At 44.3% G+C, this 18,386-nt stretch carries 21 protein-coding genes; 9 read left to right on the plus strand and 12 right to left on the minus strand.

Going from position 1 to position 18,386, the window contains the following annotated elements; genetic code table 11:
- Positions 1–388 precede the first annotated feature (388 nt).
- Positions 389–1,228, plus strand: coding sequence for an Rpn family recombination-promoting nuclease/putative transposase (locus BJP34_RS21635; protein ID WP_070394128.1), 840 nt, complete (start codon positions 389–391; stop codon positions 1,226–1,228).
- A gap of 308 nt (positions 1,229–1,536) precedes the next feature.
- Here the strand turns inward: BJP34_RS21635 and BJP34_RS21640 are convergent, their stop codons facing one another.
- The 5 genes from BJP34_RS21640 to BJP34_RS44030 form a co-directional block, all read right to left on the minus strand.
- Positions 1,537–1,887 (minus strand): hypothetical protein, encoded by a 351-nt coding sequence (locus BJP34_RS21640; protein WP_070394129.1) that lies wholly within the window; start codon positions 1,885–1,887, stop codon positions 1,537–1,539.
- 638 nt (positions 1,888–2,525) lie between these two features.
- Complete coding sequence (locus tag BJP34_RS21645; RefSeq protein ID WP_229423959.1) at positions 2,526–5,402, minus strand: CHAT domain-containing protein; 2,877 nt, start codon at positions 5,400–5,402, stop codon at positions 2,526–2,528.
- Between the two features lie 258 nt (positions 5,403–5,660).
- A complete protein-coding gene (locus BJP34_RS21650) occupies positions 5,661–6,695 on the minus strand; it encodes a tetratricopeptide repeat protein (protein ID WP_070394131.1) in 1,035 nt (344 codons plus the stop codon).
- A 34-nt stretch (positions 6,696–6,729) separates the two neighbouring features.
- Complete coding sequence (locus BJP34_RS21655; protein ID WP_070394132.1) at positions 6,730–8,031, minus strand: tetratricopeptide repeat protein; 1,302 nt, start codon at positions 8,029–8,031, stop codon at positions 6,730–6,732.
- A complete protein-coding gene (locus BJP34_RS44030) occupies positions 8,028–8,192 on the minus strand; it encodes a hypothetical protein (protein WP_158517373.1) in 165 nt (54 codons plus the stop codon). Before BJP34_RS44030 ends, BJP34_RS21655 begins: the two co-directional genes overlap by 4 nt.
- A gap of 174 nt (positions 8,193–8,366) precedes the next feature.
- Between BJP34_RS44030 and BJP34_RS21660 the strand changes: the two genes are divergently transcribed.
- Positions 8,367–9,191, plus strand: coding sequence for a DUF4351 domain-containing protein (locus tag BJP34_RS21660; protein WP_070394133.1), 825 nt, complete (start codon positions 8,367–8,369; stop codon positions 9,189–9,191).
- Positions 9,192–9,224: 33 nt separating this feature from the next.
- Here BJP34_RS21660 and BJP34_RS40530 read toward each other — a convergent pair whose 3' ends face one another.
- The 5 genes from BJP34_RS40530 to BJP34_RS44035 all read right to left on the minus strand — a co-directional run bounded on the left by BJP34_RS40530 (position 9,225) and on the right by BJP34_RS44035 (position 11,506).
- Positions 9,225–9,428: a hypothetical protein gene (locus tag BJP34_RS40530; RefSeq protein ID WP_149031105.1), complete on the minus strand. Its 204-nt coding sequence runs from the start codon at positions 9,426–9,428 to the stop codon at positions 9,225–9,227.
- A 122-nt stretch (positions 9,429–9,550) separates the two neighbouring features.
- The gene (gene grxD, locus BJP34_RS21665; protein ID WP_070394134.1) at positions 9,551–9,874 is read right to left on the minus strand and encodes a Grx4 family monothiol glutaredoxin; all 324 of its coding nucleotides are present in this window, start codon (positions 9,872–9,874) and stop codon (positions 9,551–9,553) included.
- 108 nt (positions 9,875–9,982) lie between these two features.
- Positions 9,983–10,237, minus strand: coding sequence for a BolA family protein (locus BJP34_RS21670; protein WP_070394135.1), 255 nt, complete (start codon positions 10,235–10,237; stop codon positions 9,983–9,985).
- A gap of 221 nt (positions 10,238–10,458) precedes the next feature.
- A complete protein-coding gene (locus tag BJP34_RS21675) occupies positions 10,459–11,070 on the minus strand; it encodes a hypothetical protein (protein ID WP_070394136.1) in 612 nt (203 codons plus the stop codon).
- A gap of 160 nt (positions 11,071–11,230) precedes the next feature.
- Positions 11,231–11,506, minus strand: coding sequence for a hypothetical protein (locus BJP34_RS44035; RefSeq protein ID WP_158517374.1), 276 nt, complete (start codon positions 11,504–11,506; stop codon positions 11,231–11,233).
- Positions 11,507–11,934: 428 nt separating this feature from the next.
- Here BJP34_RS44035 and BJP34_RS44040 point away from each other — a divergent pair, with 428 nt between their 5' ends.
- From BJP34_RS44040 to BJP34_RS21690, 4 genes are all read left to right on the plus strand, one after another.
- A complete protein-coding gene (locus tag BJP34_RS44040) occupies positions 11,935–12,072 on the plus strand; it encodes a hypothetical protein (protein WP_158517375.1) in 138 nt (45 codons plus the stop codon).
- Positions 12,073–12,095: 23 nt separating this feature from the next.
- A complete protein-coding gene (locus tag BJP34_RS21680) occupies positions 12,096–13,040 on the plus strand; it encodes an ABC transporter ATP-binding protein (protein ID WP_070394137.1) in 945 nt (314 codons plus the stop codon).
- Between the two features lie 239 nt (positions 13,041–13,279).
- On the plus strand, positions 13,280–14,071 hold the full coding sequence (locus tag BJP34_RS21685; protein ID WP_229423960.1) for an ABC transporter permease: 792 nt from the start codon (positions 13,280–13,282) through the stop codon (positions 14,069–14,071).
- 118 nt (positions 14,072–14,189) lie between these two features.
- Positions 14,190–14,465 (plus strand): hypothetical protein, encoded by a 276-nt coding sequence (locus tag BJP34_RS21690; protein WP_168166479.1) that lies wholly within the window; start codon positions 14,190–14,192, stop codon positions 14,463–14,465.
- Positions 14,466–14,616: 151 nt separating this feature from the next.
- Here the strand turns inward: BJP34_RS21690 and BJP34_RS44045 are convergent, their stop codons facing one another.
- The gene (locus BJP34_RS44045; RefSeq protein ID WP_158517376.1) at positions 14,617–14,784 is read right to left on the minus strand and encodes a hypothetical protein; all 168 of its coding nucleotides are present in this window, start codon (positions 14,782–14,784) and stop codon (positions 14,617–14,619) included.
- Positions 14,785–15,303: 519 nt separating this feature from the next.
- Here BJP34_RS44045 and BJP34_RS21695 point away from each other — a divergent pair.
- Together BJP34_RS21695 and BJP34_RS21700 are read left to right on the plus strand one after the other, a co-directional pair.
- On the plus strand, positions 15,304–16,203 hold the full coding sequence (locus BJP34_RS21695) for a pentapeptide repeat-containing protein (RefSeq protein ID WP_158517377.1): 900 nt from the start codon (positions 15,304–15,306) through the stop codon (positions 16,201–16,203).
- 401 nt (positions 16,204–16,604) lie between these two features.
- Positions 16,605–17,567 (plus strand): hypothetical protein, encoded by a 963-nt coding sequence (locus tag BJP34_RS21700; RefSeq protein ID WP_070394140.1) that lies wholly within the window; start codon positions 16,605–16,607, stop codon positions 17,565–17,567.
- Between the two features lie 82 nt (positions 17,568–17,649).
- On the opposite strand, the gene BJP34_RS21705 is transcribed toward BJP34_RS21700, so the two are convergent.
- Positions 17,650–17,871, minus strand: a complete 222-nt coding sequence (locus BJP34_RS21705; RefSeq protein WP_008188939.1) for a helix-turn-helix domain-containing protein — start codon at positions 17,869–17,871, stop codon at positions 17,650–17,652.
- A gap of 164 nt (positions 17,872–18,035) precedes the next feature.
- On the opposite strand from BJP34_RS21705, the gene BJP34_RS21710 reads away from it, so the two are divergent.
- On the plus strand, positions 18,036–18,371 hold the full coding sequence (locus tag BJP34_RS21710; RefSeq protein WP_229423961.1) for a hypothetical protein: 336 nt from the start codon (positions 18,036–18,038) through the stop codon (positions 18,369–18,371).
- Positions 18,372–18,386 lie beyond the last annotated feature (15 nt).

The raw sequence follows: 18,386 nt of genomic DNA on the forward strand, positions 1-18,386 counted from the left end.
CCTGAGTTTGAGAACTAATACAATTGTTTCAACTTATAGTCCCACACCAACGACGAACAAAGGATATTTTCCACATCTGCTCACTATTTTGTAAACAAATATTAAGTTCGCCAGCAGTATCAATTTTGGGGGACTTCTACCAGCAAATAGATTCTTGTTCCCCCCAGAATTGGGGGGCTAGGGGGGCAAAATTCAGTATCAAAAAACTTGGGAAATATTCCCTTAGAAGTGATTAACTGGATTTACTATTATTCTTTTTGTATCTGATCCAAATCAGAAGTGCTCCGGTATCATAACTTGAATCAATAAACAAGATCCAGGTGCGATCAATTTTCTGGTTCAGATTTAATACAGTGTCTGAGATACTGTTAACTTTGAAAAATTTGCCTTGGCTTACGATAATATCTGCAAATACCTAGCAGAAGAATACCCATCGGAGTTTTTTCACTGGCTATTGGGTGAGGCACCTGATGATATTCAGGTACTTAAAGCCGAATTAAGTGCTGAACCAATTCAAGCTGATGCTCTGAGTCTACTGCAAAGTACTAACCAAATTCTGCACCTAGAATTTCAAAGCCTGCCCCAATCCGAGCCACCATTACCATTTCGGATGTTGGACTATTGGGTCAGACTACACCGCAAGTACCGATGTCCCATTGAACAGGTGGTAATTTTCCTAAAGTCTACGACCTCACAGATGGTCTTTACTAACGAGTTTAGGCATACTAACACCTGGCACCGTTATCGAGTAATTCGTCTGTGGGAACAAGACCCTCAACCACTATTGGCCAATCGGGCTTTGTTACCCTTGGCAACTTTAGCCAGGAGTAATCGGCCTAATCTATTGTTGGAGCAAGTCGTTGCCGCAGTGGATAGAATTGAAGAAAAGCCATTACGGGGAAACCTAGCGGCCTGTGTGGATGTACTGGCTGGTTTACGGTTTGAAAAAGATTTAGTCCGTCGATTGTTGAGGGAGGAAGTTATGGAAGAATCAGTCACCTATCAAGATATTATCCAAAAGGGAGTCCAAAAGGGACTCCAGCGCGGCAAGCAGGAGGGAGCCCTATTAATTGTGATCCGTCAGCTAACCCTGAGGTTAGGTTTACTTGACCCTGTGCTCCAACAGCAGATTGAGGAATTATCCATTACTCGATTGGAGGAATTGAGTGAAGCGTTGTTGGATTTTGAGACAGTAACAGATTTAGCAGTTTGGTTGGAGCACGGCTGACATTGAACTGTTAGTGTTCACCAGGATTTTTTGTGGGGACATCATTTTGATAAGACCTGATCTAATCAGGTCTTTTTTAGATTTTATCTAAATCAGAAGTGCTCGGGTATCATAACTTGACTCCATATACAAGATCCAGGTGCGATCGCTGTTTTGATCGATCCAGCCTTTTGGTTATGCGTTACGGGCAGCAACCTAACCCTGGCTACGAGGGGAAAAATAAGAACAAGCCCGCCCCTAAGCCACCCTACGCACCTATGTATTCCATTGTTTATCAAACATTGTTAAGTTGAACTGTTAATGATTAACTAAAAATCGATTTTATCTATATAATCTCTGAAATCTTCTATTAATTGGTTTTGCTTCCCAGAATCTAGTTCATCGAATTTCAATCGGACTGCATTAGATATTTCTTCTTCATCATCTAGGCTTAATAGTTCTTCGTAGGTTAATTCCAGTTCATCTAATACTACTTGAACTTTTTCTATATCCTCCCTATTAACTTCTGATTCAGTGATTTTTTCTTTTTCTTCATTGTCTTTTAAAATAGGCTGAACCGGGTCTCTTTCATTAGGATTATCTTCTGTTTTTTTTGGCCTTTCTTTAGACGCAACTACAGCTATTACTGTAGTTGCTACGACTGAGATTGGTGCTGGCATTTTGACCTCCACTCACCTTAGTAAAACTACATGATTAACATTTAAAAGTTCGGCAGCTGCTTGGAAACTGATCTAAGCACGACCATTATCATTAACCCAACATTGCTGCTTAATTTATTCTGGCTATGACACTATTTCCATGACATTGTCATGATTATTGATCATCATTAAATTAGTGAACTAATTTGTTTACTTTAGGTTGGCATAATTATTGAGCAGCAAGCTGTTGGCCTCTATTTTTTTTAGACTAGCACAAATTTTGTAATCTGTTAGTAATATTCAGGGTAAGCACAAGAATCAATAAACCTAAGTTTATTGATAAAAAAACTGCGCCATTATCAACAAATTAACTATATTACGAGTCAGTTCTAAGAGATTATAGGGGTTTCGAGCCACAATTAACTGATATCCAGCCAATGCGGGTGAATATCAGAGGTTGTCTGAGAAGTCTCATTTGCTACATCCAAGCCCCCTAAATCCCCCAATTTTGGGGGACTTTTAGAATAAAATTGACTCTTTTTCCCCCCAAAGTTGGGGGGCTAGGGGGGCAAAATCCAGTATAAAAAAACTTTTCAGATATCCTCTCATATTTGTAAGAAAGAATTATGATATGCAGCCTTTTATTTCTTCTGTGCTCCCTACTCCCTACTCCCAGCATCCCCTGTCAACGAAAATGCTGCCCAAAAATAAGGATGGGGATATGTTTCCCGTAAATCTTTCTGGGCTTGCTGTAATGCCTCCGCTTTGTTCATTCCCCCTTGCCAATGGCTGTAAAATTGCTTCATTAACAGTCCTGTCGCAGCATCATCCACATTCCAGAGACTTGCGATGATAGTGGGGGTTCCGGCATACAAGAAAGCACGGTTTAATCCTACTACTTCATCACCCCAGCTCAATTCACCGATTTTGGTCTGGCAGGCGCTGAGCACAACTAAATTCGTGGTACTGGTTAAATCCAACCCGTAGACTTCATGAACTTCTAAGGAACCGTCGTGCTGGGTATCTTCTAGTAGACGGATGGCGCTGAATAGAGGGTTACGAAGGTTGTACTCCCCATGAACTGCTAGGTGTACAATTCCCGATTGTGTAGCCCTAGACCGGAGAGCGCTTTCGGTAGCGACTTTCCCCACCAGGGCTTTGGTCTTGAAGAAGTTGGCAATGGTCTCTACTTCTTTTTGAGCATGAGTTAAGGGGGAGAGTCCCAAAATGGTGGGATCTCCCAGGGCGAGAAGACTGCCTGTGGTTGATTTGCCCTTGTCTGGTAAGTAGCGCAGGATGCTAGCACTGGGGAGGGACAATAGGGCGTAGTTGTCACTGAGGTACTGCTGGCCATCAGTGAGGGCAGCAAAGGGGAGATAATGCAGGATACCGTGGGGAACAATGCTGATGGTGGTGGTGTTGAGATGGGGCTGAAGGGGTACAATTAGCCAGTCGTGCAGGTTTTTCAGTTCTAGGGGATGGGGTTGATCTAAGTCAGCAAAGTCTTGGAAAAGTGTCAGTTCTTCGGTGAGTTGTTGGCGAGTGACATTGAGGGGGACAGTTTGGAAGCTGTTGCGGGTGATAATGAAGGCTAGGGTGCGTTCATCCGTGACAAAGTACTCGACTAGGGTGGTATCGGCATCCAGCCAGCCTTGGATTTGAGGGAGGGAAGCAACCTCGACAGTTTTTAAGCTAGCGGTTTCAGGGCTTTGGATTTTTAATTGAACCAGCAAGTTCTGGTAGTTTTTTCGCAGAGCAGTTCGCTTGTTTTCGGTTTCGGCAATCGTTTCGTGATCCCACTGGTTTTTGGGACGGTTGCGGAGGGTAATTAATTGCTGGCTGAGGGCATTGATTTCAGCTTTCAAGTCTTGTTCCCGTTCCAGGAGTTTGGAGTCAGCCCCAGCACGAAAGTCTATCTTCTGATTAGCTAGTTGGTCGAGGAAGGCTTTGGCTCTTGCCCGTTCGACATAGTTGAAGGCCGTTTCAAAGTCTTTTTGGTTCCACAGTAGGTTGATGAGATTTTCGTAGGTATTGACCTGTTGATTGGCATAAGAGGTTTTAAACTCTTCTACTTTGATGTCACCTTGGATAGATTCTTTAACCTTGATGGCTTGCTTGTAAAAATTGATCGCTTTGCGGTATTGCCCTAGACTACCGTAAGCAACCCCGAGATTGTTGAGGGACTTGGCTTGCCCCTGACGGTCTTCCAGTTCCCGCGCCAGGGATAAAGACTGCTGATAAAACTCAATGGCTTTTCGGTATTGCCCTAGTATAAGGTAAGCACTCCCGAGATTGTTGAGGGAGGCTGCTTCCCACTGACGGTCTTCCAGTTCCCGCGCCAGGGATAAAGACTGCTGATGAAACTCAATCGCTTTGCGGTATTGCCCTAGGCTACGATAAGCAACCCCGAGATTGCCCAGGGAGGCTGCTTCCCACTGACGGTCTTCCAGTTCCCGCGCCAGGGATAAAGACTGCTGATAAAACTCAATGGCTTTTCGATATTGCCCTAGCTGATCGTAAGCAATTCCGAGATTGCCCAGGGAGTAGGCTTCCCCCTGCCGGTCTTCCAGTTCCCGCTTAATGGATAAAGACTGCTGATGAAACTCAATCGCTTTGCGGTATTGCCCTAGGCGACGGTAAGCAAGCCCCAGATTGTCTAGGGACTTGGCTTCCCTCTGACGGTCTTCGAGTTCCTGAAATATGGATAAAGACTGCTGATAAAACTCAATCGCTTTTCCGTATTGCCCTAGGTGACGGTAAGCAAGCCCCAGATTGTTCAGGGAGTCCGCTTCCCCCTTACGGTTTTCCAGTTCCTTCTCAATGCTTAAGGACTGCTGATGAAACTCAATCGCTTTGCGGTATTGCCCTAGGCTATGGTAAGCAACCCCCAGATTGCCTAGGGACTTGGCTATCCCCTGCTGGTTTTCCAGTTCCCGATAAATGCCTAGGGCTTCTTGCCAGGACTTGAGCGCAGCTTGAAATTGACTGGTATTATATTGTTCAATTCCCTGCTTTAACAGTTGGTCAGCTTTAGCCTGAAGTAAGTCTGAGGGCGTAGCGTCTCTCCAACTCAGGCTATAGTTACCAGTTTCTTGCTTATTGTAGGAGTTAGCCCAAATCACATAAGTCCCCGTGGTCGGTAGAGTAACGGTAATCCGGGCATTTTTTCCCTCACCACTGTTGTTATTCTTAGCAATTCGGTTATCGTCTGGGTCAATGAGGATCAGGTAAGGGTCAAACTCGTCGCTGTTTAGTTCAATCGTAATCTGCTCGCCTGCTTTCCCCTCAAAGGTATGGCGATTGTAGTAACTGTTGTCATTCAGAGTCTCGCTGTTACTATTAAGGCGATCGCGAACTGTGGTACTCTCTAAGGCAATCCTTTGACCAGAGGACTTCATTAAGGGTATAGTCTCTGGAGCAGTTAGAGATTGTGCTGGAATTTCCCAAAACCTGGGGTTAGTCTCAGGTCCTAACCCTGGAAAACTCCCCATTCCTAGCAACGTTGCTATGACAAAAATTACAGACTTAAGTGGCACTGGTTTTGATGGTAGTTTTAAGTAGTTTTAAATAGAGGAGAACTGAATCAAATAGGAATTTTAATGTAGGGTTTCTGAAATGTTACTTTACAGCCGTTTTCAGATGGATTGACCTCACTACCTTTAGTTGCAAGCCCCCTAAATCCCCCAATTCTGGGGGACTTTAACTCAATTTCCCCCTAAAGTTGGGGGGCTAGGGGGGCGAAACTTACTTTAACTCAATTTACCCCCAAAGTTGGGGGGCTAGGGGGGCGAAACTTACTTTAACTCTTCCAGTCGCTTTTCTAGTTTCTCTAACCGTTCGCGGTCCCCAAACTTTTCATAGATTGCCTTCGCTTGTTCTAACAAACTCACGCCTTCTTCCCGATTCCCACGAGCATACTTAACCTCCCCTAATCCAGCTTTTGCTGCTGCCAGTTCTTCCCAATGCTCAGTTGCTGTTGCCAGTTCGACTGCCTTTGAATAAGGACCCTCGGCTTCCAAAACTAGTCCTATCCGTCGATACAAATCACCCAGTAAGCGATAAATTGGTACTATTTTTTGATCGTTTTCTTGTCCTTCCAGGGTTTCAATGGCCTCAGCCGTTAAATCGTAGTCAGCATAGAGTTCAGCTAGTGCCAACGCCTTGAACTCCTTTGGTAAATTCTGTGACTTAATTCGCCTAGCCATCACCTGAATTTCTTTAGCTTGATCCGACTTAATCCGCTTAAATCCCAGTCCTCCAGTGCTATCCTCTGTAGAGGTACGATTCGTATCAGCCTCGACAACCAACTTATAACTAACTCCAGGTTTTAGTCTCCCTGGATAAACAACCTGACAAATACCCTTTTGACAAACCTCGTCTCGACTAAATTCCTGAGTCCAATTCAAGCCTCGCCCTCTGACCGTAACGGTGAAACTGTTAGCATCGGTGGCATCATGCCAGCGTAGCGTGGGCTTGTCAGTAAGTATAAGAGTTGCCCGTGGACTGATAATGTAGGGAATATAGGGGTTTAACAGACGTGGTCTGACGATTGGCCTGCTACCATTTCGTATTGGCGGTGGTGGACAGAGTGCATTAATGCCAGTTGTTACCCCAGCAGGTACAGAGCGAGTGTTACCATTCTCACAGAGTACCTTGACCCTAACCCCCGATACTGGTCTGAGCAGATCCCCTGGATTTATCTTGCTATAGTTAGGCACTGGATTAAAACGTGACCATCCCTCCCGTTTTAGGTCAACTTTACCCGTGGTTTCGACAATCCAATGCCCTGCCAGTACTGGCTTACTCACCAGGCTTCCCAACATAATCATAACTATGGTCAAGATCGGGGCAGAGCAAATCAGCTTACTTAGTCGATTCACTAGTCTTATCTTTAACACCTACTTGAGCATCTATACGTTCACGAGCCATCCCAAACCAGATATCCTCATCAGGGTTACGTCTATCATTATAGCGTAAACAGATTTCCCATTCTGCCAAGGCATTATCTGGATCTTTTTCTGGTTTGTTTTCAATGACTTGCGCTAATAAACAGTGAGCAGCCGCCGGAGTTTGTTCAAAGGTTTTGTCTAGTTCAATAGCATTTATGAGGTCAGCTTCAGCATCGGCATAGTTTCCTTGTTTCAACCTAGCCCAGCCCAAGTTTTTAAATAAAGCATATTGAGTTTCATTTTTAGTTTTAATATCCTCTGTTTTAAGTAGTTTATTTTGAATATCCTTTTCTTCCAGATTATCTAATCCTGTCAAAAGTAACGATACCGCTTGGGAATATTTTTTGTCTTGAATATACAACCGCCCCAATTCATTATAAGCAGCATCTAAGCCCCCCTGTGCCGCTAACCTATACTGAGTTCGCGCCTTATCCAACTCCTGTAAAGCTTCATAAAGACGACCAAAATTGTAGTGAGCCTCTGCATTATCTGGATTAAGACTCAATGCTCGTTCATAATCAGACTGAGCAGTTGACCAGTCTCCTTCTTCCTCATAATTCTTTAAACCCTGTTCATTAAAGTAGCCCGAAATCAGGGGCAAAGACCCTCGAAAGCCAATTAACGAAAGTAAAAGTACTCCCGATAGTCCCAATTTAACTTCTTCCCAAAGATATTTTTTAATCCTTAATCGTGATAGTATTTCTTCAATACCTCTACGACCAGCTTTGGTTAAAATTCCCCCAGCTGTCAACAAGGTCAATGTACTCTGGGAAATCACCGCAAAAGAACCTATAAAACCCAGACTAGTACTCAAAAAACGGGAGGAAATATCTACCACTAGACTCACCGATGCCGTTAAAGAGGTAACTGTCAGTGCATTCCAAAGCCAGTCGAAACGGTCTCGCGGATGAGTAGGCGCTTCCAGAAACCACCACCAGTAGTCTTTTGGGGGATGAAAGCTAGTCCGCAAATCCGCTAATTGCACAGTCTGAGTAATCAAACCAGCTTGCTTTTTTAATCTGCTATCTAACTCAACCAGTTTAATCAGTTTATCTTTATAAATGTGGGCAATATCAGCAAATTTTTCATGAACAAGATTGCGAGCAATCAGGAGACGGAGAATGGTTTCAGGAGATGGTTTATTGTCAGTTTTTTCAACAGCGGTCAGGGCAGCTTCATAACGATTGAGTGTAGACTCTAACTCTAGGATTCTCATTCAGCTAATAGCAAAGGGAATAGGGAGTAGGGAGTAGGGAGTAGGGAATAGGGAATAGGGAACAGGGAACAGGGAACAGGGAACAGGGAACAGGGAACAGGGAACAGGGAACAGGCAAGATGCCTATTCCACCAAGATGCCCATTCCACCCACCGGCTCAAACAGCTTTAATGAGATGCACCCTTCTGATTTAGATCTTATCTAAAGGTATTCTGTAAAATCATAATTTCTCTGGTATCATAACTGGCATCAATAAACAAGATCCAGGTGCAATAAATTTTATGGTTCAGATTTAATACAGTGTCTGAGATAGTATTAACTTTGAACAATTTTCCTTGGCCTACGATAACATCTGTAAATACCTAGCAGAAGAATACCCATCGGAGTTTTTTCACTGGCTATTGGGTGAAGAACCTAGAGATATTCAGGTACTTAAAGCCGAATTAAGTGCTGAACCAATTCAAGCTGATGCTCTGAGTCTACTGCAAAGTACTAACCAAATTCTGCACCTAGAATTTCAAACCCTGCCCCAATCTGACCCACCACTACCATTTCGGATGTTGGACTACTGGGTAAGATTACATCGCAAATACCGATGTCCGATTGAACAGGTGGTAATTTTCCTGAAGTCTACAACCTCAGATCTGGTATTCAATAACGAGTTTAGGGATATTAATACCTGGCATCGTTATCGAGTAATTCCCTTGTGGGAGCAAGACCCATTACCACTGTTGGCCAATCGAGCTTTGTTACCCTTGGCCACTTTAGCCAGGAGTAATCGGCCTAATCTATTGTTGGAGCAAGTCGTTGCTGCAGTGGATAAAATTGAAGAAAAACCATTACGGGGAAACCTAGCGGCCTGTGTAGATGTACTGGCTGGTTTACGGTTTGACAAAAATTTAGTGCGTCGATTGTTGAGGGAGGAAGTTATGGAAGAATCAGTCACCTATCAAGATATTATCCAAAAGGGAGTCCAGCGCGGCAAGCAGGAGGGAGTCCTATTAGTTGTGATGCGTTTGCTAACCCTGAGGTTAGGTTTACTTGACCCTGTGCTCCAACAGCAGATTGAAGGATTATCCATTACTCGATTGGAGGAATTGAGTGAAGCGTTGTTGGATTTTGAGACAGTAACGGATTTAGCGGTTTGGTTGGAGCACTAGGGAATAGGGAATAGGAAAAAATTCGGCGTTGCGTCAGTCTTTGAATGAATAGGAGTAGAGTGGGCAGGATGCCCGCTCGAAAATAAGCATGAAACTGGCAAGATGCCAGTTCCACAATAAGCATGAAACTGGCAAGATGCACAATAAGCATGAAACTGGCAAGATGCCAGTTCCACAAGCATGAAACTGGCAAGATGCCAGTTCCACCCAAGATGCCCATTCCACCAACATGTCCATTCCAGAAAACTCTTAAAATCATTCCATTATTAAGCAACGCCCTAAAAAAAGCGATCGCATTTCCTAATGCGATCGCTTTCTGCAATTCTTCAGTTGTATCAATAGTTTGGTGCAGTCAAGGATTAGGATGCCAGGGCGACTTCCACGGTCTGCTGCAATTCACCATTTTGATACATCTCAATCATCACATCGGAGCCACCGATAAACTCTCCCTTAATGTAAACTTGAGGAATCGTTGGCCAGTTAGAATATTCTTTGATTCCCTGGCGAATCTCGTAATCTTCTAGTACGTCTACAGTTTCGTAGGGAACTCCTAGGGTATTAAGAATTTGGACAACGTTATTGGAAAATCCACACTGGGGCATTAGTTTGCTGCCCTTCATGAATACCAAAATTTTGTGGTCTTGTGTTAATTTATCTATTCTATCTTTCAGTTCTGGTGTCATCGTTGTCTTAAACTCCTGGAATATTTAGATAGTTATTTTGATAGTCGATATTATATTAGTCTAGCGGGCGCGAAATCCTAGACTCTTCCAATTATGACTTAGACCAGTTTACTCCTTGCCAGCCCAAGCTTCGGGGGTATAGGTTTTTAGAGCTAGGGCGTGAATGGCCTCTGTTGCCAACTCTTGGCTTAGGGCACCATAAACCAGCTGATGTTGTTTTACCAGGGATTTACCTTCAAACTCCGAGGAGACAACAGTGGCTTGGAGATGGTTACCACCCCCTAAATCTTCTACCTTTACCTGAGCATCCGGTATCGATGCTTTAATCTTTTCTTCAACTTGCTGTGTACTAATCGGCTCCATTTGTTCTGTTCCAGTTTCTAGTGGAATTTCTAAAATACACTAAAATTCAACGTAAGCGAACAGCGGTCAGCGGTCAGCGCTCAGCTTTCCGTAACTCAGATGAAACCAATGCTTACCTCTTGTTTTATTCAAAAGCACCTCAAGTAGTGTGCCCATTGGCTGATAGCTGATAGCTGAACGCGCACGCGTGCGCGTAGCGCTAATCGCTGTTCGCTTACAATTTAACTGCCTTTATTAGAACCAGCGGACGAGGTGGGCTGGCTATTGCCATTTCTAGGAAAGGGAGAATCGACGAATCCTAGCTCAAACAGCTGTTGGTAGGATTTTTTTCCCAATTCCCTAGTAGGATTTTGAGACCGAATAATTTGAATTAACAAGGGCACAGCTAATTCTGGCTGGTCATTGGCTCGATGGACTAGGGCTAGGCGATAGGTGGCTTCATCTCGCTTTTCAGCAGTTTCCAGGGCTTTTTGCCGTTGAGACTCGTAGACTCGGTTGTCAATGCCGGAAAAACTGGAAGCCAGCTGTTGGTAAAAGTTAGACAACTGGTTAAATATCTGACGTGCCTCTTGGAGTTTTTTAGCAGCTACGCTATAGTTTCCTGCATCAATAGCGTTAGTCGCCTCTTGCATCATCCGCTCTCCCCCCGGCATACTCAATAGGCTATCTTGTTGAGTCAACGGCCCGGTATTGCTGGGGTCAGTGATGTCTGATTCTACTTGGATATCAGCACCTTGTGCCTGTGCTGGTGGCAGTACTACCAAAGCTGCCATCACGGGAAGAGCAACGAAACAGCCGAGCCTGACCGAATTAAGAGTGCCAGAATAAACCATACTATAGCTTTGGGAATTGGTTACCTAAAATGATAGAGTAAATCCAAACTATTGGTATAGTACCATTACCACAAAGGATTAAGGGCTTCTTGGGATGGTATTGCAGGTACCAGAGTTGTTGGATTTAAGCTTCAGACTGAAAATAGTCCTCAAATGTTCCCTATTCATCCCCCATATCTATTACAGGGAAGAGGGAACAGCGGATCTGGGAACAGGGAGCAGGGAGTAGGGAACAGCGGATCTGGGAGCAGCGGATCTGGGAACAGCGGATCTGGGAACAGGAACCCACCCCTAACCCCTCCCAGAGGTTAATGGGTTGAATACGCACGCATGGCCAATAGGCCAAGGTTAGCTGGCTGATGGCTGATGGCTGTTCGCGCAGCGTGCGCGTAGCGCATAGGCTGATGGCTGTTCGCGCAGCGTGCGCGTAGCGCATAGGCTGATGGCTGATAGCTGATAGCTGATGGCTGATGGCTGATGGCTGATAGCTGAATACTTATAGGTTAACTGGTTAGGTTTGAAATTAACGATAAATACAGAGAAGACGTGATAATTACCTGTTTTGCAGGCGTTAGTTCCTGATTTCTACCGCCTTATCCATCTTTGGTGTCTTTATTAATTTTGACAGTATTAAAACCTCTAGTTATACTACTTTTGTAGTACAAGTGAAAGCAAAGCTTTTCCTTTGGTGTTGGTAAGCTAATGAATTTACTCAAGTAATACTCAACGAACGTTGGGTCAGTGCTCCGTGAGCCATTACCCATTACCCATTATCCTTAGGTATTTCACTGAGCTAACCTTGGGCAATAGGCCACGCGATCGCTCTTCAGCGGGACGAAGTCCATCGCGTTCAACCAGCTAACCTTGGCCAAAAGGCCACGCTACGCGAACAACCACCTAACCTTGGCCAAAAGGCCACGCTACGCGAACAACCACCTAACCTTGGCCTATGGGCCACGCTTGGCCGTAGGCCACGCCAAAGGCGAACGCGAACAACATTGAGCAACCCATGTGTTGTCTTAGCTATGTATCTTACAACATCTGAAATCGATACGGAACGAGTAGCACTGACGGCTTACGATTTGTGGAAATCTTATGGCAATCGCACTGTCGTTAGTGGGGTTAGTTTTACCCTGAATCCTGGGGAAATTTTGGGTTTACTTGGACCGAATGGTGCCGGTAAAACCACTACGGTGGGAATGCTCTACGGCGCAGTTGTTCCTAGTCGTGGCTTTGTGCAGTTGGGTCAATATCAGGTACATTCTCAAGGGCAAAAGGTTCGTTTTTCCATGGGGATTGTTACTCAAGAGGATAATCTTGACCCGGACTTTACTGTATTTGAAAATTTGGTTGTCTTTGCCCACCACTACCGGATCACTGGTAAGTCAGCTCGGAAACGAGCAGGGGAGTTACTGGAGCGGGTGGGGCTACAGGATTATGCTCAGCGGCGGATTGATGAGCTATCTGGTGGCTTGAAGCGGCGTTTGGTATTGGCACGAGCCTTGATTAATCATCCCCAAGTCGTGTTCTTAGATGAGCCTACCACAGGACTTGACCCGGATGCACGGCAGGATTTTTGGAAGCTGGTGATTCACCTGAAACATCAGGGGTGTGGGGTGTTGTTGACTACTCACTATATGGATGAAGCACAACGATTATGCGATCGCTTAATCTTACTTCAGCAGGGTAAAGTAATTGACCAAGGTACCCCCGATCAGCTAATTGAGCGCACTGTTGGTAAAGAGCTAGTAGAGATTGAGGGTATCTCCGAAGATATCCTGCAACAATTAGCGACTCAGTACGGAACTTGGTATCGCACCTTTGGTAGTAACTACCTGATAGCATTACCTATCGACAATCCCCAACCTCTCTGGCAAGAGCTAAATACAATTCCATCTGTTAGTCTAAGCCGCCGCTCCACCAACTTGGAAGATGTATTTTTACGACTGACCGGAACATCATTGGATTGATTAAGTTAGACAGGTTTACTATCAACATCCGCTTGACTAATTGTCATCTCCTATATTGGGAGATGTGATTGGGTAAAATCTGAAAAAACAAATGATACCAAGTTGCGGTCAAACCTACAACTTTCTCTTCCCCCAATCTCCCTATCTCCCAATCTCCCTATCTCCCAATTTCCCTATCTCCCAATTTCCCTATCTCCCCATCTCCCCATCTCCCTATCCAACCAATCTACTATCTTTGAATGCAACTCGGTATGAAAGGAAATTCTGTAACATTTTGGGGCATTTACTCTGTCTGGCATCGTCATGCCAAAGTGTATCAAAGAACTTGGCTAGTTAATAGTATACTTCCACTTTCTGAACCGGTGATCTATCTGATTGCCTTTGGCTATGGTTTAACTCCCCTAGTGGGAGATGTTTATTACCATGGTCAACCCACCTCTTATTTGAACTTTATCGCTGCTGGAATGATCGGAATTGGGGTACTGTTTCAGTCCTTTTCTGAAGGAGCATATGGGAGTTTTGTCCGCTTGAGTATTCAAAAAACTTGGCATGCACTGCTGACAGCACCGTTGACTTTCATGGAAGTATTTCTGGGAGAGTGGCTATGGGCAGCTACAAAGGGAACTATAACTGGTATCATCACAGGATTAGTAGTGGTGATCTGGGGACTTTACTCTGGCTGGCAATTGCTGATCTCTTTGCCTGTAATTATTTTGGGGAGTATGCTGTTTGGTGCTATTGGGCTATTGACTGCCGGAACGGTGCGTACTGTTGATCAGATTAATGTGCCGATTTTCTTATTCGTGATACCAATGTTTACTCTCTGTGGTACTTATTTCCCTAGGGATACATTACCCACTGGACTGGGTTATGTCGCTAGTGTTTTACCCCTATCATCAATGGTTGATTTGTTACGTTGGCCCTTAGGGTTACCAGAGTTCTGGTTTTTAGAATTAATCTGGTTGTTGGTATGTACTGCTGTGTGTTATATCCTAGCTTGGCGTAAGATTTATCCTATTGTATTCCGTTGATGAGTCAAGGGAGTAGGGAGTAGGGAAAGAGAGGGAAGTGTGGGAGGTGTGCGAGGTGTCGGGAGATGGGGAGGTGTGGGAGGTGTGGGAGGTGTGGGAGGTGTGGGGAGATGGGGAGATGGGGAGATGGGGAGATGCTTACAAGGGTAGGTTTTTTACAAAGGGGCGAGTAGGTACTTTTATTGTCAGCCATGCAAAGCGCGAGTGGGGGAAACCACGCCAGTTGCTGGGGGAACGGCAGTCGCTCATGGTTAGAAGTTACCGTAAGACAGGCTCGCCTTGTCAGCCATGCAAAGCGCGAGTGGGGGAAACCACGGCAGTCGCTCATGGTTTGTTCGCGTTCGCCTTTGGCGTGGCCTACGGCCAAGCGTGGCCTACGGCCAAGTTACCGTAAGATAGGGTCGCCTTCTTAACAAATATTTAACCCTTTTCTGCATAACCTGCTAACTATAAAGGCGACCCTATCTAAGGTTTCGTCTCCGGGGGGGACCCCCAAGACCGCGCTGCCTCCCCAAGACCGCGCAAATCACGCTAATGAATAAGTTTTACCCCTTTTCTGCATAGCCTACCAACCATAAAGGCTCAACGTAATCAGGTTTCGTCTCCGGGGAAACCCCCACATGAAGGCGCTGCCTCCCCAAGACCGCACTGCCTCCCCAAGACCGCGCTGCATCGCTACGTATAAATTCATCAAAATATGTATCAAAATACATAAGTATTTCCGAAAAAAAATCTCCCCATATGTATCAAAATACACAAGTATTTCCGGGGAAATTCTTCAGGTGCGACCCGTGGCGAATTTAATTCTTAATGGTAAGAGCGCACCTACCATTTCCCGCTTCTGACGACTCCCGATTCCCGATTCCCGATTCCCGATTCCCGACTCCCTGTATATAGATATAGCTCGTTGGTTATAATTTTTGATTTATTCACATAATATTCACAAGATGATGATTTAATCAGTTCTACCAGTTGAGTCAGTCAAGATAATACAAGAGATGAAACTGAAGGTAAACCCGCCCAACAATCACCCTTTACGGTTTAAAATGGTTGTTTTTTTTATTTATAGTGGCTTAGTCTACTTAGGGATTGCTTCGTTATATTGGTTTGTGGTTTTTCCCATAAATTTTATTGATGGATTTCTTGAAAAATCCCAACTCAATAAACTCTTTTTTTTTGTAAATAAAGTAGAACAAAAAAACCAATTTTTGTTTTTTATAGCTGTTGTAATAATGGCGATTGGACTAGGAGTTTTGCTTAAACTTTACTACTTAAACAAAGGGTTATGGAACCTATCCAAAACTGGTATAACTGTCAAGACTCCTATCGGTACAGAAGACAAGCAAATAATTCAATGCTTGAATAATGCCCTGGGGTGGCTGAGTTCTGATCAGATTGCCCTGCGGCTAGGTGGAATTTATGCCCTAGAACGAATTGCTAAGGTTTCTGCCGAAGACCACTGGAAAATTATGGAAATTTTATCGACGTTTGTGCGATATCAGTCCCCGTGGAAGATTCATGTAGAGCAGCAAAAGCAAATAGATGAGTTATCCATTCCTGATCAAATTGCACAAGGCCAAAAACTTCCCATTGATATTCAAGGAGCCCTGACGGTTATTGGCAGGCGCGACAGCTCAAAAGAGCTCGAAGATGAAAAAATTGATTTACGTCACGCCACACTGATGGGGGCAAACTTAACAGAAGCAAACCTCCAAGAGGCATACCTTAATGCAGCCAAACTACAAGGAGCTTGTCTTAATCAGGCTAATCTAAAAGGAGCATCTGTGATCGGAGCCAATCTAGAAGGGGCAGACTGTAATCAAGCTAACCTCCAAGGAGCATACTTGATAAAAGCTAACTTGACAGACGCTTGCTTATTTGATGCTAACCTAGAAGGGGCATTTCTCAGGAGAGCTAAGCTAGAGAAGGCAATCCTCTGGAATGCTAATTTACAGCGGGCATCGTTGATTAAAGCTAACTTGCAAGAGGCAAATTTAGAAGGAGCTAATCTCGAGGGTACAGATTTAAGAGGGGCTAACCTCCAAGGAGCTAAAAATCTGACCCAAAAGCAGATTGAATTGGCACAAATAGATAGCGAAACTATTTTACCAGACTACCTGATTAGGAATTAATATCAGTCTAATAAATTTGCTGTTTTTTTTATCTAAAACATAAGAAATAAATTCTCTCGGGTGCATCGGATATTTGTAAAAAAATAATCAACAATAATTCCATTTAGATAAGCACAGCCTAAATAAATAATTATAGTAAAATTTTAAAACTACCTTCTTAGTCTCAGGGGAAGCTAATGGGCTACACGCATTAGCTGAATGCTTACAAATTCTGATAATTGTTGATGCCATATTTCCTACTCCCTACTCCCTACTCCCTACTCCCTTTGCTATAAATGTTAAAATAGGCAATAACTAGATGTTGATCAGTACCAGAAATCGATGATAGCCGTCGGGTAGGGTACGCGATCGCATAAACTGATGGAATCATCGATCAAATTCCACAGAAGAGAGGCTGATCCGTGGCTACGGACTACATTTTGTTTATACATGGTGTTAATACTCGCCAAGATCGAGAAACACCCGAATACGCTGACAAGCTTTTCGATCTGATTCAATCTAATGTTGAGTCATCTGTTCAACTCAAAAAGATCCCTCTGTACTGGGGTAATGTGGTGATTGAGCAGGAGAAGGAACTCCTAGGAGCATTGAAGGCATCGAAGGTGTGGAATGAGTTCTGGTTCAGAGACTTCCGTCAAAAGCAAATCTTACAATTCGTTGGAGACGGGGCTCTCTACCTCAGCAGACATGTTAGCTCTCTGGCTATTGAGCAGATGAGTAAACAAGCCTATCAGGGATTGGAGGGATACCAAGATCAGGACCGTTTGCACCTAGTCACTCACAGTTGGGGAACGATTATCCTATTTGATGTATTGTTTGCTAGTCGATGGGATGACCCAACTATACCTGGTCATGAGAGTATTCAGGGGATTCGCAAAAGCATTTTGGGCATCGAATCTGAGCTTGACAGTGCCATTCCTCTGGCTAGTGTTCATACCATGGGTTCACCGATTGCCCTATTTACTCTGATCCATATTGTTGGCAAAACCAGAGATGGCAGTACCCATGATATTAGTTCCAAATTAAAGGAGTTACTGGCAATTCTGACTCAACAAGGAGTGGCGTTACCCTGGCAAAACTTTTTACATCCGGGGGATCCCATTGCTTGGCCCCTAGAAGGAGTGTTGCCAAAATTAGTAGATGAGTATGACAAAGTCATCAAACTTGAAGATGTACTGACGTACGGTTCTGGATTATTAGAAAATGTCGCTAAACCGGTACAATCGACATTTTTAGCATTAATAAATGGTGGAAGTGCTCACGACAGCTACTGGACTAGTGAAAAGGTGGCTAAAAAAATTGCAGAGACGATTCACCAGACAGCTAAGGGCTCCTATATTTTGGGCCCATCCATAACGCGCTGATGGCTAAGGCTCAGGGAAAATTACCGATTACCGGTTACCGATTTCCGATTTCCGATTTCCGATTACCGGTAAATTTCCCGTTTTAGGGATCTTGTTCATCCTCTTGATAGACTATCAAGTCCCCTGGTTGGCACTTGAGGGCTTTGCACAGGGAGTTGAGTATGTCTTCGTCAATTCTAGGTAGACGGCGATGCCGTTTTAGCCTGGAAACGGAGTTAGGATGCTTTCCAATTATCTCAGCTAGATCTTTGTTGCTGATGTTGCGCTCAGCCATTACTACTGCCAATTTCCAGTGAATTACCACTTTAGTGTTTAACCTCTTACCATACTAAACGCTCGTTACGTTTGATTGTAACCTCTCGCAGCATGAATTGTTGAAAATAATACTTCTATAATTTTTTTTTAAACTCAAAGTGTTGACAAAGTTGCCAAGATAGGATATACTATAAAAGTACGCAGTTACAGTGATTGGCAATTCCCTCGCCAGCACAAAGCGATCGCACTCTATGGCTCGACAACCTCTGTGCGATCGCTATTCCACCACCAAGAAAACAAGGTGATATTTACATGGTAAACCCACGTTCGATCCCAGAGCTCATCAAAGCTCCAATCTATGATGTGCCTCAGGGCAAAACCCCAGTCCGTCTCCTCGCCTGTGGTGTACCCAAAGGTGTCGAGAGTGTGATTAACCAATTGCACGTGCTTCGCTTTGCCGAAGTCATTGCGTGGACCCCGCCGATTCCTTCTCCTGTGGAGGGTGAGATCATCCGGATTTTGACTCGCTATGTTGATTTGAGGCGATAGGTTTAGGTATAGCGG

This window comes from Moorena producens PAL-8-15-08-1, from assembly GCF_001767235.1.
Classification (GTDB): Bacteria; Cyanobacteriota; Cyanobacteriia; order Cyanobacteriales; family Coleofasciculaceae; genus Moorena; species Moorena producens_A.